This is a genomic window from Nocardioides bizhenqiangii, assembly GCF_034661235.1.
In the GTDB taxonomy this organism is placed as follows: Bacteria; Actinomycetota; Actinomycetes; order Propionibacteriales; family Nocardioidaceae; genus Nocardioides; species Nocardioides bizhenqiangii.
The window spans coordinates 1,339,525-1,360,459 of record NZ_CP141059.1; the positions used below are offsets into that span (position 1 = coordinate 1,339,525).

At 72.1% G+C, this 20,935-nt stretch carries 17 protein-coding genes; 12 read left to right on the forward strand and 5 right to left on the reverse strand.

All coding sequences use genetic code 11. The annotated features are described in order from the left end of the window. Nucleotides 1-11: 11 nt before the first annotated feature. Complete coding sequence (locus tag SHK19_RS06585) at nucleotides 12-2,189, reverse strand: MMPL family transporter (RefSeq protein WP_322938173.1); 2,178 nt, start codon at nucleotides 2,187-2,189, stop codon at nucleotides 12-14. Nucleotides 2,190-2,277: 88 nt separating this feature from the next. On the opposite strand from SHK19_RS06585, the gene SHK19_RS06590 reads away from it, so the two are divergent. Then, on the forward strand, nucleotides 2,278-2,949 hold the full coding sequence (locus SHK19_RS06590) for a TetR/AcrR family transcriptional regulator (protein WP_322457775.1): 672 nt from the start codon (nucleotides 2,278-2,280) through the stop codon (nucleotides 2,947-2,949). Between the two features lie 95 nt (nucleotides 2,950-3,044). Continuing rightward, nucleotides 3,045-4,667, forward strand: a complete 1,623-nt coding sequence (locus SHK19_RS06595; protein ID WP_322938174.1) for an alkaline phosphatase D family protein — start codon at nucleotides 3,045-3,047, stop codon at nucleotides 4,665-4,667. Nucleotides 4,668-4,676: 9 nt separating this feature from the next. Here SHK19_RS06595 and SHK19_RS06600 read toward each other — a convergent pair whose 3' ends face one another. Both SHK19_RS06600 and SHK19_RS06605 read right to left on the reverse strand, forming a co-directional pair. Continuing rightward, nucleotides 4,677-5,525 carry a DUF4190 domain-containing protein gene (locus SHK19_RS06600; protein WP_322938175.1) on the reverse strand — a complete coding sequence of 283 codons (849 nt, stop codon included), beginning with the start codon at nucleotides 5,523-5,525 and terminating at the stop codon, nucleotides 4,677-4,679. A gap of 117 nt (nucleotides 5,526-5,642) precedes the next feature. Further along, nucleotides 5,643-6,293, reverse strand: a complete 651-nt coding sequence (locus tag SHK19_RS06605; RefSeq protein ID WP_322457778.1) for a DUF4190 domain-containing protein — start codon at nucleotides 6,291-6,293, stop codon at nucleotides 5,643-5,645. Nucleotides 6,294-6,351: 58 nt separating this feature from the next. Between SHK19_RS06605 and SHK19_RS06610 the strand changes: the two genes are divergently transcribed. From SHK19_RS06610 to proB, 7 genes are all read left to right on the forward strand, one after another. Then, nucleotides 6,352-7,530 (forward strand): winged helix DNA-binding domain-containing protein, encoded by a 1,179-nt coding sequence (locus tag SHK19_RS06610; RefSeq protein WP_322938176.1) that lies wholly within the window; start codon nucleotides 6,352-6,354, stop codon nucleotides 7,528-7,530. A 16-nt stretch (nucleotides 7,531-7,546) separates the two neighbouring features. Continuing rightward, the gene (locus SHK19_RS06615) at nucleotides 7,547-8,260 is read left to right on the forward strand and encodes a TIGR03936 family radical SAM-associated protein (protein ID WP_322938177.1); all 714 of its coding nucleotides are present in this window, start codon (nucleotides 7,547-7,549) and stop codon (nucleotides 8,258-8,260) included. Between the two features lie 401 nt (nucleotides 8,261-8,661). Then, complete coding sequence (locus tag SHK19_RS06620) at nucleotides 8,662-11,547, forward strand: Rne/Rng family ribonuclease (protein ID WP_322938178.1); 2,886 nt, start codon at nucleotides 8,662-8,664, stop codon at nucleotides 11,545-11,547. A 170-nt stretch (nucleotides 11,548-11,717) separates the two neighbouring features. Beyond that, a complete protein-coding gene (gene rplU / locus SHK19_RS06625) occupies nucleotides 11,718-12,020 on the forward strand; it encodes a 50S ribosomal protein L21 (protein ID WP_322457782.1) in 303 nt (100 codons plus the stop codon). A 43-nt stretch (nucleotides 12,021-12,063) separates the two neighbouring features. Beyond that, nucleotides 12,064-12,321, forward strand: a complete 258-nt coding sequence (rpmA, locus tag SHK19_RS06630; RefSeq protein ID WP_322457783.1) for a 50S ribosomal protein L27 — start codon at nucleotides 12,064-12,066, stop codon at nucleotides 12,319-12,321. A gap of 91 nt (nucleotides 12,322-12,412) precedes the next feature. Further along, a complete protein-coding gene (obgE, locus tag SHK19_RS06635) occupies nucleotides 12,413-13,963 on the forward strand; it encodes a GTPase ObgE (RefSeq protein WP_322457784.1) in 1,551 nt (516 codons plus the stop codon). Continuing rightward, the gene (proB, locus tag SHK19_RS06640) at nucleotides 13,926-15,071 is read left to right on the forward strand and encodes a glutamate 5-kinase (RefSeq protein ID WP_322938179.1); all 1,146 of its coding nucleotides are present in this window, start codon (nucleotides 13,926-13,928) and stop codon (nucleotides 15,069-15,071) included. The genes obgE and proB overlap by 38 nt, the downstream gene beginning before the upstream one ends. A 416-nt stretch (nucleotides 15,072-15,487) precedes the next feature. Here the strand turns inward: proB and SHK19_RS06645 are convergent, their stop codons facing one another. Both SHK19_RS06645 and SHK19_RS06650 read right to left on the reverse strand, forming a co-directional pair. After that, nucleotides 15,488-16,612 carry an FAD-dependent monooxygenase gene (locus tag SHK19_RS06645; RefSeq protein ID WP_322938180.1) on the reverse strand — a complete coding sequence of 375 codons (1,125 nt, stop codon included), beginning with the start codon at nucleotides 16,610-16,612 and terminating at the stop codon, nucleotides 15,488-15,490. Further along, nucleotides 16,612-17,379 carry a calcium-binding protein gene (locus SHK19_RS06650; RefSeq protein ID WP_322938181.1) on the reverse strand — a complete coding sequence of 256 codons (768 nt, stop codon included), beginning with the start codon at nucleotides 17,377-17,379 and terminating at the stop codon, nucleotides 16,612-16,614. The genes SHK19_RS06645 and SHK19_RS06650 overlap by 1 nt, the downstream gene beginning before the upstream one ends. Nucleotides 17,380-17,514: 135 nt before the next feature. On the opposite strand from SHK19_RS06650, the gene SHK19_RS06655 reads away from it, so the two are divergent. The 3 genes from SHK19_RS06655 (at nucleotide 17,515) to SHK19_RS06665 (ending at nucleotide 20,934) form a co-directional block, all read left to right on the forward strand. Next, the gene (locus tag SHK19_RS06655; protein ID WP_322938182.1) at nucleotides 17,515-18,708 is read left to right on the forward strand and encodes a cysteine desulfurase family protein; all 1,194 of its coding nucleotides are present in this window, start codon (nucleotides 17,515-17,517) and stop codon (nucleotides 18,706-18,708) included. Nucleotides 18,709-18,731: 23 nt separating this feature from the next. Beyond that, complete coding sequence (gene mnmA, locus SHK19_RS06660; RefSeq protein WP_322938183.1) at nucleotides 18,732-19,841, forward strand: tRNA 2-thiouridine(34) synthase MnmA; 1,110 nt, start codon at nucleotides 18,732-18,734, stop codon at nucleotides 19,839-19,841. Nucleotides 19,842-19,935: 94 nt separating this feature from the next. Beyond that, nucleotides 19,936-20,934: a uroporphyrinogen decarboxylase/cobalamine-independent methonine synthase family protein gene (locus SHK19_RS06665; RefSeq protein ID WP_322938184.1), complete on the forward strand. Its 999-nt coding sequence runs from the start codon at nucleotides 19,936-19,938 to the stop codon at nucleotides 20,932-20,934. Nucleotide 20,935: the final 1 nt, after the last annotated feature.

Sequence of the window (20,935 nt, forward strand, 5' to 3'; positions counted from 1 at the left end):
CGCCCCTCGGGCTACACCCGCTCGGGCACGCGGTCCGGGACCGAGTCGGCGACACCGACCCTGCGGTGCAAGGCCCGCAGCGGTCGCGGAGCCCACCACGCGGCCTCGCCGAGCAGCCGGATGCCGGCCGGGAGGAGGACCCCCCGGATCAAGGTCGCGTCGATCAGGATCGCCAGACCGGTGCCGAGGCCGAAGAACTGGATGAAGCTGACGTCGCTCACCAGGAAGGCGAAGAAGCTGATCGCGATCAGAGCGGCTGCGGTGCTGACGATCCGGCCGGTGTGGGCGAGGCCGTGGACCACGGCCTCGACGTTGTCGAGCCCGGAGTCGCGCATCTCCTTGATCCGGGCCAGCACGAAGACCTCGTAGTCCATCGACAGGCCGAACGCCACGCAGAACAGCAGGACCATCATGCTGGTGTCCATCGGCAGCGGCGTGAAACCGAGCAGGCCGCTCAGGTGGCCGTCCTGGAACACCCAGACCATCGCGCCGAGCGTGGCCGACAGACCGATCCCGTTGAGCACCAGTGCACGGAGCGGCTGCACCACGCTGCCGGTGAAGAGGAACAGCACGACGAACGTCGTGATCACCATCCACCCGACCGCGATCGGCAGCCGGTCTCCGATCGCACCCATGTTGTCCCGCAGCTCAGCGGTGGGACCGCCGACGAGCGCCTCGGTGCCGCCGGGATCCGGGACGTCCCGCACGGACTCGACCAGGTCGCGCGCCTCGGTCGACCGGGTGTCGAGGTCGCTCACCACCGCGACCCGCTCCGCGGTCACCCCAGGCGGCTCCGGCGCCGGCGGCGGCCCGGCGTCGGTGCTCGCACCATCGGTGAAGCTTCCGAGCCGGGTGTCGACGCGCGCGACGTCGGGCAGCCGCGAGAGCTCGACGGCGTACGACGCCAGCGTCTCGTCGCTCACGCGGTCGGTGGTCACGACGTCGATCGAGCTGCTCCCGTCCGCTGCGAAGTCCTCGCGCAACAGGTCGCCGACCTGCCGGCTGGACGCGCTCGTGGGGAGCACGCGGTCGTCGGGGGTCCCGAACGAGATGCCGAGGAGCGGCACCGCCATCAGCGCCAGCACGCCGAGTACCGGCACCGCGGTCAGCACCGGCCGCCGGGTGACGAATCGCGCCAGCCGGGCCCAGGTCGGGGCCTCCTCGCCACGGATACCCCGGACTCCGGGCACCCGGAGCTTGTCGATCCGGTCGCCGAGGAGGGTGAGCGCCGCCGGCAGCAGGACGGTCGCGCTGAACGCCGTGATCAGCATGACGCCGACGCCGGCGTAGGCGAAGGACCGCAGGAAGTACTGCGGGAAGACCAGGAGCGCGGTCAGGGCCAGCGCGACCGTGGTCGCGCTGAACACGATGGTTCGCCCGGCCGTCTCGACGGCGCGGACCACAGCAGCGGCGTGGTCCCTGCGCGTCCGCTCCTCCCGGACCCGGGCCACCATCAGCAGCCCGTAGTCGACCGCGAGCCCGAGCCCGAGGCCGGTCGTGAGGTTGACCGCGTAGATCGAGACGTCGGTGACCGAGCCCAGCAGGGACAGCTCCGCGAACGTCCCCAGGATGGCGATGATGCCGACCGAGAGCGTCACCAGTGCGCCGACGACATTGCCGAACGCGAGCACCAGCAGGATCAGGATCAACGGGATCGCGATGCTCTCGGCGAGGCCGAGGTCGGCCCCGATCTGGGCGCCGACCTGCTCGCCCGTCGCCTCGGCGCCGCCGATCCGCACCGTCGCGCCGTCGGTCTCGCCCTCGTAGGCATCGAGGATGTCCGCGGGCTCCGTCTCGTCGTCGACGGCCGAGGCGGTGATCAACGCGTGCCGGCCGTCCGTCGATCGCATCGACGGAGCGTCGGTCTCGAAGTAGGAGGCGAGGACCTCGAGCCGGCCGTCCGCGCGGAGCTGCTCGGTGAGCTCTCGTCCGGCCGCGGCTGCCGCGCCGTCGTCGACCGTGCCGCTCTCCGGGGAGACCACGAAGAGGTAGTCGGCCGCGCCCCCGAACTCGTCGGCGAGGGCAGTGGCCGCCCGGCTGCTCTCGGACTCGGGGTCCGCGAACCCCTCGGTCTGGAGCTTGCCGAACGCGGTGACGCCGAGATAACCGGCGGCGAGGACCGCCAGCAGTCCGACGGCCAGCACCAGGCGGGCGCGAGTCGTCACGAGGATCCCGATGCGGTGGAACATGTCGACCTCCGAGGCACAGATGTGAACGGGCGTAAACTTTGTGGGTGTTAACTTTGCATAAAATGTGTGCGGGTGTCAACATGGGGACGTGACCACGTCCTCCGCCCGGCCCCGCTACCACCACGGCGACCTGCGCAACGCACTCGCGCGGGCAGCTGCCGACCTCGCTGCCGACGGGGGACCGGACGCAGTCACCATCCGTGGCGCAGCCCGCGCGGTGGGGGTCACCCCCACCGCCGCCTACCGCCACTTCGCGAACCAGGCAGATCTCTTCTTCGCCGCGAAGGAGCAGGCGATGGCGGGGATGGCCGCGGCGATGGCGGAGTACCTCGCCCAGGTGCCGACCGAAGGCGACCCGATTGCGCTCGCGCTGGAGCGGCTGATCTCGACCGGGCGCGGTTACGTGCGGTTCGCCCTGAGCGAGCCGGGCGTCTTCCGCACCTGCTTCACCGGTGCCGCCGACGCCATCCCCGAAGAAGTCCCGTCCGCGATCGAGCTGGGCGAGAAGGCGCCGTACGCCCTGCTCGGCGAGATGCTGGACGGCCTGGTCGAGGTCGGCTACCTCGACCCGCGGGACCGGCCCGACGCCGAGGCCGGACCCTGGGCCGCCGTGCACGGCCTGGCGATGTTGCTGATCGACGGTCCGCTGAGGCGGGCGTCGGAGGCCGAGCGCGAGGCGGCGATCGTCACGACCCTGGCGCTGGTCGCGCGCGGGCTCGCAACCGGGCCCCAGGCGGCGCGGCCGGCACCCGACGCGTAACCCGTCGCGACCGGTCACGGAACCTTCACGTCGGTGTCGACCGCTGGTCGCCGTGCCGCGATTGGGTTCGAGGCATGCGTTCGACTCGGAGAAGCATGCTGCGGGCCGGTGTCGTTGCCGGCGCCGCCACCGTGACCGTCACGGGGCCGATCGGCCTCCCCGACACCCGCGCCACGGCCGCTGCATCGCCGTTGCGCCGGGACCCGTTCACCCTCGGCGTGGCTTCCGGCGACCCGTTGCCCGACGGCTTCGTCATCTGGACCCGGCTCGCGCCGTCGCCACTCGATGCGGATGGTCTCGGAGGCATGCCTGCCCGCAACTTCTCGGTGCTGTGGCAGGTCGCGAGCGACGAGCGGTTCGCGGACGTGGTCCGCTCCGGGTCGGTCACGGCATCGCCCGCCTGGGCCCACGCCGTCCACGTCGAGGTCGGGGGTCTGAGGCCGGGCCGTGAGTACTACTACCGGTTCCGTCAGGGCAGGTGGACCAGTGCCACCGGTCGGGGTGTCACCTCGCCGGCTCCCGGTGCTGCAGTGCCGTCGATGACGATGGCGTTCGCGTCCTGCTCGAACTTCCCGGCGGGCTACTTCTCGGCCTACCGGGCCCTCGCGGACGAGCGCCCGGACCTGATCCTGCACCTGGGCGACTACCAGTACGAGGGTGGTGGCGACGGAATCGGCCGCCACCACGCCGGGCCCGAGACGGTCACGCTCGCGAACTACCGACAGCGCCACGCGCAGTACAAGACGGAGCCCGACCTGCAAGCGGCCCACGCGGCTGCGCCCTGGCTGGCGGTGTGGGACGACCACGAGGTCGACAACAACTACGCCGACCTGATTCCCGAGCGGGCGGCCGATCTCCCGGGTTTCGCGGAACGGCGGGCGGCGGCGTACCGCGCGTACTACGAGAACCTCCCGCTCCGCCGCACGTCCGTGCCCACCGGCCCCGACATGCAGCTCTTCCGGAGGGTCCAGTGGGGGAGCCTCGCGAGCTTCCACATGCTCGACACCCGCCAGCACCGCTCGGACCAGGCGTGCGGAGACGGCTACAAGGCCTGTCCCGACGCGGCTGACCCGGCGAGGTCGCTGCTCGGGACCGCGCAGGAGGCGTGGCTCGCGACCGGGTTCGCCCAGTCGGAGGCGACCTGGGACCTGCTCGGCCAGCAGGTGTTCTTCGGGCAGCGTGACAACAATCCCGAGGCTGCGACGACAGTGTCGATGGATGCGTGGGACGGATACCCGGCGACGCGCGACCGTGTCGTGCAGTCGTGGACCGACGCGGGAGTCCGCAACCCGGTCGTCCTGACGGGCGACGTGCACGCGCACTGGGCGTCGGACGTGTACGCCGACTTCGCCGACCCGTCCTCGGGCGTGGTGGGCTCCGAGTTGGTCACGTCGTCGATCTCGTCAGGAGGCGATGGGTACGACGAGCCGACCGGCACGCACCCCTGGGCCGCGTGGAACCCGAACCTCCGGTTCTGGACCAACCTGCGTGGCTACGTCAGCACGACGATCACGCCCGACGCGCTGACCGCGCGGTTCCGGTGCGTCCCGAAGGTCACCGAGCCGGGGGCGGCCGCCTTCACCAGAGCGACGTTCGTGATCGAGGACGGTGTCCGAGGTCTCCAGGAGGAGGGCGCCAGCCTGCGTCCACGTCGTACCAACGACGCGCCGGGACGTGACCGCATCATCCGCGATACGATCCGGGAGGAGACCAAGTGAGGGCCCAGCTCATCGTCGTGAGTTCTTCACGCTTCCCGTGACGTCGCTCATGTCGGGTTCCGTCACGGTGCAGAGGATGGTGTGGTCGCCCAAGCGCCACGACATCGGCGTGGGGGAGTAGTACACGACCTCGAGGCTGGACCGGCGGAACGGCTTGCCGACGTACTCCTCGAACGCGCGCAGGCACTCCGCCCCACGGCGGTCGAGCGCGGCCGTGCCGGGGAAGTCGTCGCCGCCCACCTCGATGCTGTGGAAGAACTCGGCCTGGTGCGGCTCCCCGCACGGGACGACCTCCACCGAAGCGGATCCCTCAGCCTCGGAGCCGTCCGTGGGGATGTCGTCGAGGTTCGGTTCGTCGAAGCAGTCGCCGATGCGCAGTCGGTCGAGGGTCACCGTTCCACCGTCGACCACCCGCCCTTCGCTGTCGCGTTCGGTGTTGTCGATGCCGTTGAACAGGACCACGACGACGTAGACGACGTTGAGGACGATGAGCAGGCCGGAGATGATCAGCGCCGCGATCGCCATGCCCTTGCCGTGGTCGCCGCCACCCCTGCTCCGGACGAGGACCGCGATCGCGAGACCGATCGCCACCAGGAACGCGAACGGGATGCAGAAGGCGATGGCAAGCCCGAGCGCCCACCCCGCCATCTTGCGGGACTTGTCGGCGGCGTACCTCGGTGCTTCGCCGAGACGGAGCTGGCCAGGCGACGCGTACGGATCGCTGGTCTGGGTGCGCCCGCGGTTCTCCGCGATCCACTCGTCGACCGACCTGCCGCCGGCCGGCCGCCCCGCGGTTCCGGGTTCGGGATCGGGCGGCGGACCCGGTGGCGTCAGGTCGTCGGGCGGGATCTCGGGCATCAGGGTCTCCGATGTCGGGGGGGGTGCCCCGAGAACGATCCGATCGCGCTTCGGTCATACCGCGAGGACGGCCGGGTGCCCGGTCACCCGCCGCTCTACCGGTTGCTCATCCTCGGCTCAGAGGATCGGCTCGTCGAGCTTGTCGCTGCTGGAGACGTAGCAGACGAAGTGGTCACCGTTGTCGACGTTGTTGGGGTCCTCGATGAGCGCGTTGTACTCCAGGCCCTCGACTGCGTCGAGCTTGGCCTGGTCCTCAGGGTCGATGATCTCGGCGCAGTAGTCGGTCATGGCTTGACCACCGTTGCTGATGGCTTCCCTGTTGCTGTCGTCGACCTCAGCGACTGCGACGATCTCGCCATCGTGGTCCTCGGAGCACTCCTTCTCGTACAGCAGGACGGTGTTGTCGTCCTCCTCGTCGATGTCGATGCACTGGCCGACCTCGGCCTCGTCCGGCAGGACGAGCGAGTCGAACCACGCCACGCCGGCGACCGCGGCGATGCCGACGCCGATCCACACCAGCAGACCCAGCAGACCGAGCACGATGCCGGTGATGGCGAACCCGCGACCCTTGCGCTGACCCCCCTTGGTGCGCTTGAGGCCCACGAAACCCAGGATCAGACCCACGGGCGCGCAACAGATGAGGCCGAGCACCAGCGACGCGATCGAGACGCCGTCCGTGCTGGTCGGTGCCGCGCCGCCCTGGTAGGGCGCTCCGTAGGGATTCTGAGGTGTCTGGCCGTAGGGATCGTTGCCGTAGGGGTTGCTCACGGCGAGCAGCCTAGGGCCAGCCGTGGTGATTCGGACGCTCATTGGTCACGATGTCGTCATGCGCCACATCGACGACACCGAGCGCCGGACGCGGCTGGCGCGCCGGCAGGGCTTCGCCGGAGGCCTCCCGGATGCTGTCAGCGCCACTCGCGCCATGACCGTCCTCCATGCCACCGAGGCGGCAACGGTGCACCTCGCGCTGTGGGCACGGGTGCCGGGGATCACCGTCTCCGACGTCGAGTCCGCGCTCCACGACGATCGCGCCCTCGTCAAGCAGCTCGCGATGCGACGCACCCTGTTCGTGTTCCCACGGGAGCTGTTGCCCGCCGCGTGGGGGAGTGCCGCTGCCCGCGTCGCCGTCCAGCAGCGCAAGCAGCTGGTGAAGTGGGTCTTCCAGGCCGGCCTTGCCGACGACCCGGACGCGTGGCTCGCCGACGTGTTCGCCGACGTACTCGTCGCGATGGCGGACGGGACGCCGCGCACCACCCGCGAGCTGCGCGAGCTGGTGCCGGCGCTCGACGGGCGGTTCACGTTGGGCACGCCGGAGAAGAAGTGGGGAGGCGACTTCCCGATCGGCGCATGGGTGATGACCACCCTCGGCGCCGAGGGCCGGGTCGTGCGCGGTGTCAACGCGGGCCACTGGCGGCTCAACAAGCCGACCTGGGTGCGCACGGACCTGTGGCTCGACGAGGTGCCGTCACCGTGGCCCGAGGACAAGGGGTACGCCGAGCTCGTACGGCGATGGCTGGGGACCTTCGGGCCCGGCACCGAGACCGACATCGTGTGGTGGCTCGGCGCGACCAAGACGATCGTCCGGCGAGCGCTGGCGGAAATCGGCGCGGTCGAGGTCGCGCTCGACCGCGGCACCGGCTGGGTGCTGCCCGACGACCTCGACCCCGAGGAGCCGGTCGCGCCCTGGGCCGCGCTTCTGCCCACCCTCGACCCCACCGTGATGGGCTGGAAGGAGAGGGCGTTCTACCTCGACCCGGCCGACACGCCGTACCTCTTCGACAGCAACGGCAACGCCGGCAACACCGCGTGGTGGGACGGCCGGGTCGTGGGCTGCTGGGTCCAGGACGACGACGGGGTGGTCCGGCTGGTGCTGCGCCACGACGTCGGCGCCGAGGCGACGGTGGCGCTCGAGGCGGAGGCAGACCGGCTCACCGCCTGGCTCGACGGCGTCCGGATCGTCAACGTCTACGCCTCCCCGCAGATGAAGGGCGCCCGGCTCGCTTGATCTACGATCGGCGTCCGTGAGCCGTCAGCAGCCCGAGCAGCAGGCGCCGCCCGTCCAACGGCTGCGGATCCGCTACGCGAAGCGCGGTCGGCTGCGGTTCACCAGCCACCGCGACGTGAGCCGGGCCGTCGAACGGGCGGTCTTCCGCGCGGAGATCCCCATGGCCTACTCCTCGGGCTTCCACCCGCACCCGAGGATCTCCTACGCCGGCGCCTCGCCGACGGGTGCGGCGAGCGAGGCCGAGTACCTCGAGCTCGGTCTCGCCGAGCGCCGCGACCCGGAGGACGTACGACGCGCCCTCGACGAGGCGCTGCCCGACGGGCTCGACGTCGCGGCGATCGTGGAGTCCCCGGGCGGTTCGCTCGCCGACCTGCTCGTGGCGAGCTCGTGGCTGGTCGAGATGCGCGGCGCGGACCCGGCAGCGGTCGGTGCCGCGGTGGCGTCCTTCCTCGCCACCGAGTCGGTGCCGGTCGAGCGGATGACCAAGAAGGGCCTCCGGACCTTCGACTGCCGCGCGGCCGTCGCCGCGCTCGAGGTCACCGACGTCGGCGGCGAACCGGCACTTTCGCTCGTGCTGCGCCACACCGTGCCCGCCGTACGCCCCGACGACGTGCTGTCCGGTCTGGCCGAGGTCTCCGGCTTCACACCGCCGACGGCAGCACTGCTCACCCGCCTCGCCCAGGGCCCGCTCGACGAGACCGACGCCTCGGTCGGCGACCCGCTCCGATAGCCGGATCCGCCCGCGCCGGATGCGCCGGGATGCCGAGCGTCCACGTCCGGTGTGCGATACTCGCCACAGATCGGCCCCCAACGGTGCACCTCTGACAAGGCGCCCGGACAAACCGATCCGACGACGTTCTCGCCGGTTCCGTAGCACGCAGACGGGCCCGGCACGGTGGAGGTTGAGACCTCGCCAGACCGCGACGCAGGTGGACGGATCGGTGACAGCGATCCGGCGCCCGGGAAGAGCCCCGGACCACGCGACCGCGGCAGGCAGGGCTGAGCCGCCAGTGACGCTCCGCGGAGGATGTCGTCCCACTGAAGGCTTGCGCCGCCGGACCTCCTTCGAGAGAGCCGGACGGCGATGGACACGCCCGGACCGCCGAGAGGCGGCGGGCGGAGGAGCAGCGCATGGCTGACAACCCGGTCGACACCGTCGACACCCCCGCGACCGAAGCAGCACCCGCCGAGAGCAGCGCGCCGGCCACCGCCGACGCGACTCCCACGGAGAAGCCGGCGGCGAGAAAGAAGGCCGCCAAGAAGGCACCGGCGAAGAAGGCCGCGGCCAAGAAGGCCGCAGCCGCCGACGAAGCGCCCGGCGACGAGACGCCCGCCGGCGAGAAGCCCGCCGGCGAGAAGCCAGCGAAGAAGACCGCGGCGAAGAAGTCGCCCGCGAAGAAGACCGCGGCGAAGAAGACGACGGCCAAGAAGGCCGCGACCGCCACGAAGACCGACGATGCCGACCAGTCCGCCCTCGACGACGACGGCTCGCCCACGGCGGCCGTGCTGTTCCAGGCACCGGAGAAGAAGCCGGCTGCCAAGAGGACGAAGGCGAAGCCCGCCGCGGCTCCGAAGGACGCCGACCAGCCCGAGGACGAGGACGACGAGCCCACCGCTGAGGACAGCGGCGACGAGGCCGAGGACGGCGACACCGAGCAGGGAGAGGGCGGCACCAGCACGGCTGCCCGTCGGCGCCGCCGCCGCGGCGGCCGCCGCCGCCGTAAGCCCGGTGGTGGAGGCGGTGCGGGCAACGACGACGCCGACTCCGACGAGTCCAACGACGGCGACGCGAAGCCGGACGCGGGGAGCGACGCCGTCGAGGACGTCGACACCCCCGACGGAGAGCCCACCGACGCCGACGGCGACCAGTCCGAGGGTGGCGGCACGTCGCCCTCCTCCCGCCGTCGCCGGCGTCGTCGCCGCGAGGGCGAGGGTGGCGGGAACGGCGACGACGCGAACACCGTGACCAGGGTGCGCAAGCCGCGCTCGCCCGAGGACGAGATCACCTCGATCTCCGGCTCGACCCGCCTCGAGGCCAAGAAGCAGCGCCGCCGCGACGGCCGCGAGGCAGGACGCCGCCGCGCACCCATCGTGAGCGAGGCCGAGTTCCTGGCCCGGCGCGAGTCCGTCGATCGCGTGATGGTGGTCCGCCAGCGCAAGGACCTGACCCAGATCGCGGTGCTCGAGGACAAGGTCCTCGTCGAGCACTACGTCGCCCGCGAGTCCCAGACCTCGATCATCGGCAACGTCTACCTCGGCCGCGTGCAGAACGTGCTGCCCTCCATGGAGGCCGCCTTCATCGACATCGGCAAGGGCCGCAACGCGGTGCTCTACGCCGGTGAGGTCAACTGGTCGGCACTCGGCCACAAGGAGGGCGCGCCGCGCAAGATCGAGTCGGTCCTGAGCTCCGGCCAGACCGTGCTCGTCCAGGTCACGAAGGACCCGATCGGACACAAGGGCGCCCGGCTCACCAGCCAGGTCAGCCTCGCCGGCCGGTTCCTCGTCTACGTCCCCGACGGGACCACCTCCGGCATCTCGCGCAAGCTGCCCGACACCGAGCGAGGCCGGCTCAAGGCCCTGCTGAAGGAGATCGTCCCCGACACGGCCGGCGTCATCGTGCGGACCGCTGCCGAGGGCGCGTCCGAGGACGAGCTCACCCGCGACGTCGAGCGACTCAAGGCGCGCTGGGACGACATCGAGAAGAAGATCGCCAAGGGCAACGCGCCGCAGCTCCTGTACGGCGAGCCGGACCTCACCCTCAAGGTGGTCCGCGACCTCTTCACCGAGGACTTCGGCAAGCTGGTCGTCCAGGGCGACGAGGTGTGGGAGACCGTCCACGAGTACGTCGAGCAGATCGCGCCCGACCTGAGCGAGCGGATGGAGCACTACCAGACGTCGGCCGACGGCGCGGGTGACCAGTCGGGCAAGCCCGACGTCTTCGCGGCATACCGGATCGACGAGCAGATCGCCAAGGGCCTCGACCGCAAGGTGTGGCTCCCGTCCGGCGGATCGCTGGTCATCGACCGCACCGAGGCGATGACCGTCGTCGACGTCAACACCGGCAAGTTCACCGGTTCGGGCGGCAACCTCGAGGAGACGGTCACCAAGAACAACCTGGAGGCTGCTGAGGAGATCGTCCGGCAGCTCCGGCTCCGGGACATCGGCGGCATCATCGTCGTCGACTTCATCGACATGGTGCTCGAGTCGAACCGGGACCTGGTCCTGCGTCGGCTCGTCGAGTGCCTCGGCCGCGACCGGACCCGCCACCAGGTGGCGGAGGTCACCTCGCTCGGCCTGGTCCAGATGACACGGAAGCGGATCGGCACCGGCCTGCTCGAGGCGTTCAGCGAGACCTGTGACCACTGCCAGGGCCGCGGGGTCGTTGTCCACGACCTGCCCGTCGAGCCGCGCCGCGGTGGCGGGGACGACGACTCCCGCCGCGGGGGCAACCGCCGTCGCCGGGGCAAGAGCGGTGGATCCCAGGCTGACGAGGCGGCCTCGAAGGCCGTGCCGTCGCCCAAGGACATCGCTGCGATGGCCAAGCCGCCTGCGCCGGACGCGGAGGACGAGTCCGACGAGCGTGACGAGGCGCCCATCGGCGACGTGATCGTGGACCAGACGCCGGTCGACCCGGCACTCGTGGACGAGGCACCCGTGGACGAGACGCTCGTGGACGAGGAGCCCGTGGTGCCGCCCGTGGACGAGACGCCCGTGGACGAGACGCCTGCTGACGAGGCGGCTGCTGACGAGGCACCCGCTGACGAGGTGGCCCCCGCCGAGGCCGCCGCCCCTGTCGAGTCGGTCGAACCCGCCGAGCCGGTCGAGCCCGCCGAGCCGGTCGAGCCCGCCGCTCCGAAGGTCGTCACCCGCACCCGTCGCCGCGCCGCAACCCGCCCGGCGGGACCGCCGGCCAGCACCGCGCCGGTCGTCGAGCCGGAGAACGATCGAGAGCACGCTCCCGAGGAGCCCCACGTCGAGCACGTTCCGATCAAGCGGAGGGGCACCCGCAAGCGTTGACCCACGCGATCACGCGCTGGGATTTTGCTGTGACCTGCCGTGATCCGTACTATTGAACGTCGGCGCGCCCTGCGTGCCTCTCTGCCTGGCATCCCGCTCTCTGCCCTCACGGGTCGACGTCGTGGTGTGCCGCAGACCCAGACGACGAGGTTCAGACGAAGGAGACCGCGGTGTACGCGATCGTGCGCGCAGGCGCGAAGCAGCAGAAGGTCGCTGTCGGCGACGTCATCGAGATCGACAAGATCTCCACGCCGGTCGGCGACACCCTGAAGCTGCCCGTGGTCATGGCGGTCGACGGCGAGACCGTCACCACCACCGGTCTCGACAAGGCTGCGGTGACCGTCGAGGTCCTCGGTGCCACCAAGGGGCCCAAGATCGTCATCCAGAAGTTCAAGAACAAGACCGGCTACAAGAAGCGGCAGGGTCACCGCCAGAAGTACACCCAGGTCAAGGTCACCGACATCAAGATCTGAGCCCCGACCACCGGTCGGCTCACACCTCCTAAGGACTGAAGAGATGGCACACAAGAAGGGCGCGGCGTCCACCAAGAACGGGCGCGACTCCAACGCTCAGCGACTCGGCGTCAAGCGGTTCGGTGGCCAGGTCGTCAGCGCGGGCGAGATCATCGTCCGTCAGCGCGGCACCCACTTCCACCCCGGCTCCAACGTCGGCCGTGGCGGCGACGACACGCTGTTCGCCCTCGAGGCCGGCGCGGTCGAGTTCGGCCGCAAGCGCGGCCGCAAGGTCGTCAACATCGTCCCGGCGGCTGAGTGACGCTCAGCTGACTGCAGGCTCAGAAAGGGCGTCCCGGATCGGGACGCCCTTTCCTCATTTCAACCTTCATCCCAACTGAAAGACTGGTCCCATGGCCGTTCCCACATTCGTCGACCGGGTGGCGCTGCACATCGCGGCGGGTCGCGGGGGCAACGGCGTCGCGTCGGTGCACCGCGAGAAGTTCAAGCCGCTCGGCGGTCCCGACGGCGGCAACGGCGGACCCGGCGGTTCGGTGATCCTCCGGGTCGACCCCGACGTGACCACGCTCCTCGACTACCACCACAGCCCGAAGCGGCGCGCCGAGCACGGCGGCCACGGCGCCGGCGGGCGCCGCAACGGCACGCACGGCGACGACCTGGTGCTCCCCGTGCCCGACGGCACCGTCGTCAAGCAGCCTGACGGTGCGGTGATCGCCGACCTGGTCGGCGCCGGCACCGAGCTGGTCATCGCCCAGGGCGGACGGGGCGGCCTCGGCAACGCCGCCCTCGCCTCCGCGACGCGGAAGGCGCCCGGCTTCGCGCTGCTCGGCGAGCCCGGCGACGAGATCGAGGTCGTGCTCGAGCTCAAGGTGGTCGCCGACATCGGCCTGGTCGGCTTCCCGAGCGCCGGCAAGTCCAGCCTGATCGCCGCGATCTCGCGGGCACGGCCCAAGATCGCCGACTACCCGTTCACCACCCTGGTCCCCAACCTCGGTGTGGTGACGGCGGGCGACACGACGTTCACGGTCGCCGACGTACCCGGACTGATCGAGGGCGCGGCCGAGGGCCGCGGCCTCGGGCACGACTTCCTGCGCCACATCGAGCGGTGCGCCGCCCTGGTCCACGTCCTCGACACCGCCACCCTGGAGCCCGGACGCAACCCGGTCGACGACCTCGAGGTCATCGAGGCGGAGCTGGCCCGCTACGGCGGCCTGGACGACCGCCCCCGGTTGGTCGCGCTCAACAAGGTCGACGTCCCCGACGGCCGCGACATCTCCGGCATGGTCGTCGACGAGCTGCGCGGGCGCGGACTGCAGGTCTTCGAGATCTCTGCCGCCTCGGGGGAGGGCACCCGCGAGCTGACCTACGCGATGGCCGAGATCGTGCTCGCCGCGCGGGCGGAGAAGGCAGCCGAGGTCGTGGAGCGGATCGTGCTGCGACCGAAGGGTGTCGACGGCGACGAGTTCACCGTCCGCAAGACCGGCGCCGGCTGGCGGGTGCGGGGTGTGAAGCCGGAGCGCTGGGTGCGCCAGACCGACTTCAGCAACGACGAGGCAGTGGGCTTCCTCGCCGACCGGCTCAACCGGCTCGGTGTCGAGACCAAGCTGCTCGAGCTCGGAGCGGAGGAGGGCGACGCCGTCCTCATCGGCCACCCCGACGACTCGGTGGTCTTCGACTTCAAGCCGGGCATCGACGCCGGCGCCGAGAATCTCTCGCGCCGCGGCCAGGACGAGCGGTTCCAGGAGGACCGGCCGGCCGCGCGACGGCGGCGCGACATCCAGGAGAGCATGCCGGAACGAGGCGAGACCGAGACCCGGGCCGACGTCGCCCGACGCCTCGACCAGCCCGAGAAGTACGGCCCGTTGGCCTACGAGATCGGTTCGGACGACGACCCGGACGCGAGCGATGTCCCAGCTCGGCGGGAAGAGGATCCCGGTGAGTGACCGGCCGGCCGTGGTCGACGCCCGTCGGGTCGTCGTCAAGGTCGGCTCGTCCTCCCTCACCACGGCCGAGGGTGGCATCGATCCCCACCGCGTCAGCGCGCTGGTCGACGTACTCGCGTCCGCGCGGGCAGCCGGCGCCGAGGTCGTCCTGGTGTCGTCGGGTGCGATCGCCGCGGGCCTGGCGCCGCTCGGCCTCAAGAGGCGGCCCCGCGGCCTGGCGGCGCAGCAGGCCGCCGCGTCCGTCGGTCAGGGGCTGCTCGTGCACCGCTACACCGAGGAGCTGGCGCGGCACGGACTGACCGCCGGGCAGGTGCTGCTCACGCTCGACGACGTCACCCGCCGCTCGCACTACCGCAACGCCCACCAGACCTTCACCAAGCTGCTCGAGCTCGGTGTGATCCCGATCGTCAACGAGAACGACACGGTCGCCACCACGGAGATCCGGTTCGGCGACAACGACCGGCTCGCGGCGCTCGTGGCCCACCTCGTCCACGCGGACCTGCTGCTCCTGCTGTCCGACGTCGACGGCCTGTACGACGGACCGCCGCACCGCCCCGGCACCAACCTGATCCCCGAGGTGCGCTCCGACGCCGACCTCGACGGCATCGCGATCGGTGCCGCAGGAGCGGCCGGTGTCGGTACCGGCGGGATGGGCACCAAGCTCGACGCCGCGAGCATCGCGACCGGGTCGGGCATCGCCGTCGTGCTGACCTCGGCCGAGCACGCCGCCGCCGCCCTCGCAGGAGAACCGGTGGGCACCCTCTTCCACGCCAGCGGACGGCGCCGGCCGACCCGGCAGCTGTGGCTGCGGCACGCCACCGAGGCCAAGGGCGCGGTCGTCCTCGACGCCGGAGCGGTGCGCGCGGTCGTCGAGCGGCACGCCTCGCTGTTGGCCGCCGGCATCACGTCGGTCTCCGGCAGCTTCGTCGCCGGCGATCCCGTCGACCTGCTCGGCCCCGACGGCACGGTCGTCGCCCGCGGCCTGGTCAACTTCGACGCCGCCGAGCTCCCCGACCTGCTCGGCCGCTCGACCAAGGACCTCAAGCGCGAGCTGGGTGCGGCGTACGAGCGCGAGGTCGTCCACGTCGACGACCTAGTGCTGCTCTGAAATTGCGCGAGCGTGTCGCGGATCGTGCGGCACCGCACGGACCATCGCTTCGCTCGGCCCGCGGGCACCGCACGATGCGGCTTCGCCGCAGCGCGACACGCTGCCGCGCGCGCAGTTGACGCGGTCACGGCTTACGGCTGCTTGGCGGCTTGCGGCGATTCGCGAGCGTGTCGCGGATCGTGCGGCACCGCACGGACCATCGCTTCGCTCGGCCCGCGGGCACCGCACGATGCGGCTTCGCCGCAGCGCGACACGCTGCCGCGCGCGCAGTTGACGCGGTCACGGCTTACGGCTGCTCGGCGGCGTGCGGGTCCGTCCCTACCACGGGGATCGAACGCCGAGCCGGCCCGTTCAAACGGGCCGGGTCGGCGTTCAGATGCGCCGGGTCGGCGTTCAGATGCGACGGGTCGGCGCAATCACCAGGGGAAGGCGCCGGTGCCGCCGACCTTGGCCAGGGTGCGGAGCATCAGCGCGTCGGGCATCAGCCGGGCGAACTGGTGCAGGCCGGACGGGACGTTGATCGCACGACCAGCCGCGCGGGAGAGGCCCACCACGCGCGTGACGGGTCCGCGGCGCAAGGACTCGAAGGCGGTGAAGGCGGCGGCCGGTGAGCGCGTCTGCCGCAGCAGCCGCGCGAGCACGGCCGCGTCGACGAGCGCTTGGCAGCCGCCCTGGCCGAGGTGTGGTCGCATGGCGTGGGCCGCGTCGCCGATGACGACGACCGGGCCGTCGGTCCAGCGACGGGGGAGCGCCCGGTCCATCACGTCGTTGCGGGTGACGGACACCGGGTCGGTCGCGGCGAGGACCTCGCGCACCGGATCCGGCCAGCCGGAGAACGCCGCCTCGAGGTGCGCGACCTCGTCGCCGACGGCACCGCCGGCGGGCTCGCGGACGGTGGCGAACCAGTAGCTCGCGTCCTCACCGAGCGGCACCACGCCGAACTCCCGGTGCGCACCCCACATCTGCACCGGCTCGAACCCGCCGAAATCGGCGATCCCGCGCCACGCCGGGTAGCCGGCGTACCGCTCCGGCAACCCGGGGTGCAGCGTCCGCGCGATCTCCGACCGGTAGCCGTCCGCGCCGACGAGCGCGCTCGCCTCGACCGGCTCGCCGTCCGTGCGCACCTGGACGCGGTCGTGGTCGTGACGGTAGCCGCGGACCGCGGTGCCGAGCAGCACGGTGCCGGGCTTGATCTGCGCGTGGAGGATCTCGATCAGGTCGCCCCGGCGGACGGCGACGAGCGGCCCGCCCAGCGCTGCCGCCGACTGCTCGAGGTCCAGCGAGCGGAGCACCCGGCCGCCGCGGGTGGTGATGGTCCCAGCACCGAGGGGGTGGCCCGCGCGTCGGACCTCGTCACCCACGCCGATCTCGTCGAGCGCAGCGATCGCATTGGGCCACAGCGTGATCGCACCGCCGGAGCTGCCGAGCTCGGGCCGTTCGTCGGCCAGCAGGTACGGCGTCGCCGTCTCGGTGCGCTGCAGACCGGCAGCGAGCGCGAGACCGGCGATGCCGGCCCCGGCGATCACCAGCGGCTGCTCCATTAGGGCAGGACCGCCTCGCAGTGCGAGACGCCGTCGGTGTCTTCGTCGTCGTCGGTGGTGTCGAATCCCGGCCCGCAGATCAGCGAGTCTGCGGCAGGCCCACCGAGGAGGGTGTCCTTGCCGGCGTCGCCCCGCAACACGTCCTCACCCTCGCCGCCCGACAGGTGGTCGGCGCCGTCGGTGCCGACCAGCTCGTCCTCGCCGGCGCCGCCGTCGCCGATGTCGTTGCCGGGACCGACCCGGATCAAGTCGTCACCGGCGCCGCCGGTCAGCCGGTCGATACCGAGGGCACCGTTGAGCTCGTCCGCACCGGCACCCCCGGTCGCCACGTCGTCGCCGGCTGCGGCGAGGAGGATCAGCTTGAACACCGCGGAGAGCGCCGACCCGTCGACCCGGTCGTTGCCCGCGTGCGGCACGATCGCGAGCTCCAGCGGGTTCACGGCCGTGGGCGTGCCCGGGATCCGGCAGCTGGCGGCGATCCCGCGGGCGACGGTGACCCTTCGACAGCCGGCCGGCAGCGCCTGCCGGAACCGCCGCATTGCCCGGTCGTGGAGGACCACCCGGTCACCGACCCGGGTGAGCGTGAGGCTGCTGTCGTGCAGGGACGCGAGGTAGCGGTAGCCGGCGTCCGTCCGGATGATCTCGGCCCACCGCGGCGACGGCGCGCGCTCGGTCGACTCCGGCCCGCTGGCGGTGGCGACAGCGGGGAGGGTGAGGGCCGCCGTGGCGACGAGGGAGAGAGCTGCACGGTTGATCCGGCGAAGCATGTCTCCGACCGTACGCCGAAACCCGGGCGCGTGCAGACCGACCCAGGGGTCGGTCCGGATGTGCTCTGCGTCATGCGCAGACCACGCCCTCGGTTTCGGCACGGGGGCGCCCTGCGCCGTACCCTTGGAGGCGTCATGCACGACGCCCCGACGGTCTACCTCGACCACGCCGCGACCACACCGATGGTTCCCGCGGCGGTGGAGGCGATGACCGCGCACCTCGCCGATGTCGGCAACGCGAGCTCGCTGCACGCGTCCGGCCGTCGGGCGAGGCGGGTCGTCGAGGAGTCGCGGGAGACGATCGCGCAGGCGCTGGGTTGCAGGCCCGGTGAGGTGGTCTTCACCTCCGGCGGCACCGAGGCCGACAACCTCGCCGTCAAGGGCCTCTACTGGTCGCGCCGGGCCGCGGACCCCGCGCGGCGACGGATCCTGGCCAGCGCCGTCGAGCACCACGCGGTGCTCGACCCGTTGCACTGGCTCGCCGAGCACGAGGACGCCGAGCTCGAGCTGCTGCCGGTCGACGAGGTGGGCCGGCTCGACACCGACGCCATCGCCGCGAGCATCGCGCGCGACCCCGGCTCCGTCGCGTTGGTGAGCGTCATGTGGGCGAACAACGAGGTCGGGACGGTGCAGCCGATCACCGAGGTCGTCGCCCTCGCGGCCGCGCACGGGATCCCGGTCCACAGTGACGCCGTGCAGGCGCTGGGCGCGGTACCGGTCGACTTCGCGACCTCGGGCGTCGACGCGATGTCGATCTCCGGGCACAAGGTGGGCGGTCCGCTGGGCGTGGGCGCCCTCGTCGTACGCCGTGAGGTCGAGCTCACCGCCCTGGTCCACGGCGGCGGGCAGGAGCGCGACGTCCGCAGCGGGACGCTCGACGTGCCCGCGGTCGCCGGCTTCGCGGCCGCGGTCGAGGTCGCGGTCAAGGAACAGGCCGACAACGCGGTGCGGCTGGCGGCGCTGCGCGAGCGCCTCGTCGACGCCGTACGACGCGCGGTCCCCGATGCCGTGCTCAACGGGGCCTCGACGAGCTCGGCCGCCACCGGGGGCGGCCTCCCCGGCAACGCCCACTTCAGCTTCCCCGGCTGCGAGGGAGACTCGCTGCTGATGCTGCTCGACGCCCGAGGCATCGAGTGCTCGACCGGCTCGGCCTGCTCGGCCGGCGTGCCGCAGCCGTCGCACGTCCTGCTCGCGATGGGCCGTGACGCCGACGTCGCCCGCAGCTCGTTGCGCTTCTCGCTCGGCCACACCAGCACCGAGGCGGACATCGACGCCGTCGCCGAGGCGCTCGGACCGTGCGTCGAGCGCGCCCGCGCGGCCCGTGCATGAGGCGTGCAGATGAGCGGGACACGATGAAGGTCGTCGCGGCGATGTCCGGTGGGGTCGACTCCGCCGTCGCCGCCGCCCGCGCGGCGGAGGCCGGGCACGAGGTCACCGGGATCCACCTCGCGCTGTCCCGCAACCCGAAGTCCTACCGCTCCGGCGCTCGGGGCTGCTGCACGATCGAGGACAGCAACGACGCCCGTCGTGCGGCCGACGTGATCGGCATCCCGTTCTACATCTGGGACCTGTCCGACCGGTTCCACGAGGACGTGGTCGAGGACTTCATGGACACCTACGCGGCCGGCCGCACCCCCAACCCGTGCCTGCGCTGCAACGAGAAGATCAAGTTCGCCGCGGTGCTCGACCGGGCGCTGGCGCTCGGGTTCGACGCGGTCGCGACCGGGCACTACGCCCGGCTCGAGCCGACGCCGGCCGGGGGAGTGGAGCTGCACCGCGCCGTCGACCACGGCAAGGACCAGTCCTACGTCCTCGGCGTGCTCGACGAGCGCCAGCTGCGACACTCCCTCTTCCCGCTGGGCGACACCCCCAAGGACGAGGTGCGCCGCGAGGCGGCCGCGCGCGGGCTGTTGGTCGCCGACAAGCCCGACAGCCACGACATCTGCTTCGTCGCCGACGGTGACAACACCGGCTGGCTGCGGGAGAAGCTGGGGGACCGGATCCCCAACGAGGGCGGGTCGATCGTCGACGAGTCGGGCGAGGTGCTCGGCGAGCACGAGGGCACCTACGGTTTCACGATCGGCCAGCGCAAGGGCCTGCGGATCGGCCGGCCGGCCGCCGACGGACGCCCCCGCTACGTGCTCGACATCGAGCCGGTCTCCGGCACCGTGACCGTCGGGCCGCACGAGCGGCTCGCGGTCGAGCGGATCCGCGCCGACCGGCCGCGCTGGTGCGGAGCCCCGCTCGCTCCCGGGTCGACCGTCGAGGCCACCGTGCAGCTGCGTGCGCACGGCGACGAGCACCGCGCGCTGGTGAGCGTCGACGCGGCCGGCGACCAGGTGGAGATCGAGCTGGTCGACCCGGCCTACGGCATCGCCCCCGGCCAGGCCGCCGTCATCTACCAGGGCAGCCGGGTCGTGGGCTCGGCGACGATCGACGCCACCGAGCGGGTTCCGGCGTGATCACCCCACGACGTTCTTCTCCTCCAGTCGGTCCGCGCCCGTACGTCCTGCTCGGCCTTCTATCCCCCGAACAACGTCGCGGGGACCCCGAAAAATGACCCTCGCGACGGGTGTCGGCTCCTTCCCGGGGACCGACCAGCGCGACTTCGACGAGGCACTGCGGGTGGTGCTGGGGGAGCTCGGGCTCCCGTTCCTGCCGGAGGTGCCCGGCCGGGGTGCGGGTGCCGCGATGATCGGCCGCACGATCGGGCTGGTGACCGAGCTCGACGCGGACCTGCAGCCCGCGGGCTGGCGGCTCACCGGCACGTCCGGGGCCCCTGCCCTCGACCAGCGCCGGGCCAGCAGCCTGCTCGGCCAGGACCTCGACACCCTCGAGGAGCACGCCGCCGACCACCCCGGTCCGTTCAAGGTGCAGGTCGCCGGACCGTGGACGTTGGCGGCGACGGTCGAGCGGCCGCGGGGCGACAGGGTGCTGGCCGACCACGGCGCCCGGCGCGAGCTGGCGCAGGCGCTGGCGATGGGCGTCGCCGACCACGTCGCCGACGTACGCCGCCGGCTGTCGCGCACCACCCGGATCGTGGTCCAGGTCGACGAACCTGCGTTGCCCGCCGTGCTCGCCGGCGCGGTGCCGACCGCCTCCGGTTTCGGGCGGCACCGCACCGTCCACCCGCCCGAGGCGAGCGAGACGCTCGGCTGGGTGCTGGGTGCCGTCCGCGGCGCCGGCGCCGAGCCCTGGGTCCACTGCTGTGCGCCGGACGCTCCGCTCGCGCTGGTCCGCGATGCCGGGGCCGCGGGCCTGGCGGTGGACCTGTCTCTTGTCGGCGCCGACGGGCAGGACGCGCTCGCCGCCGCCCTCGAGGCAGGAGACGCCGTCGCCCTCGGGGTCGTGCCGAGCACCGACCCGGCTGTGCCGCCGACCGAGAAGGAGGTCGTCGCCGCGGTCCACCGCTGGCTCGACCTCCTCGGTCTCGACCCTGCTCAGGTCACGGAGGGGCTGGTGCTGTCGCCCACGTGCGGGCAAGCGGGAGCGTCGTCCGCCTGGGTGAAGCGGTCGCTCGCGATCCTCAGCTCCGCAGCTGCGTCGCTGTCCTGAC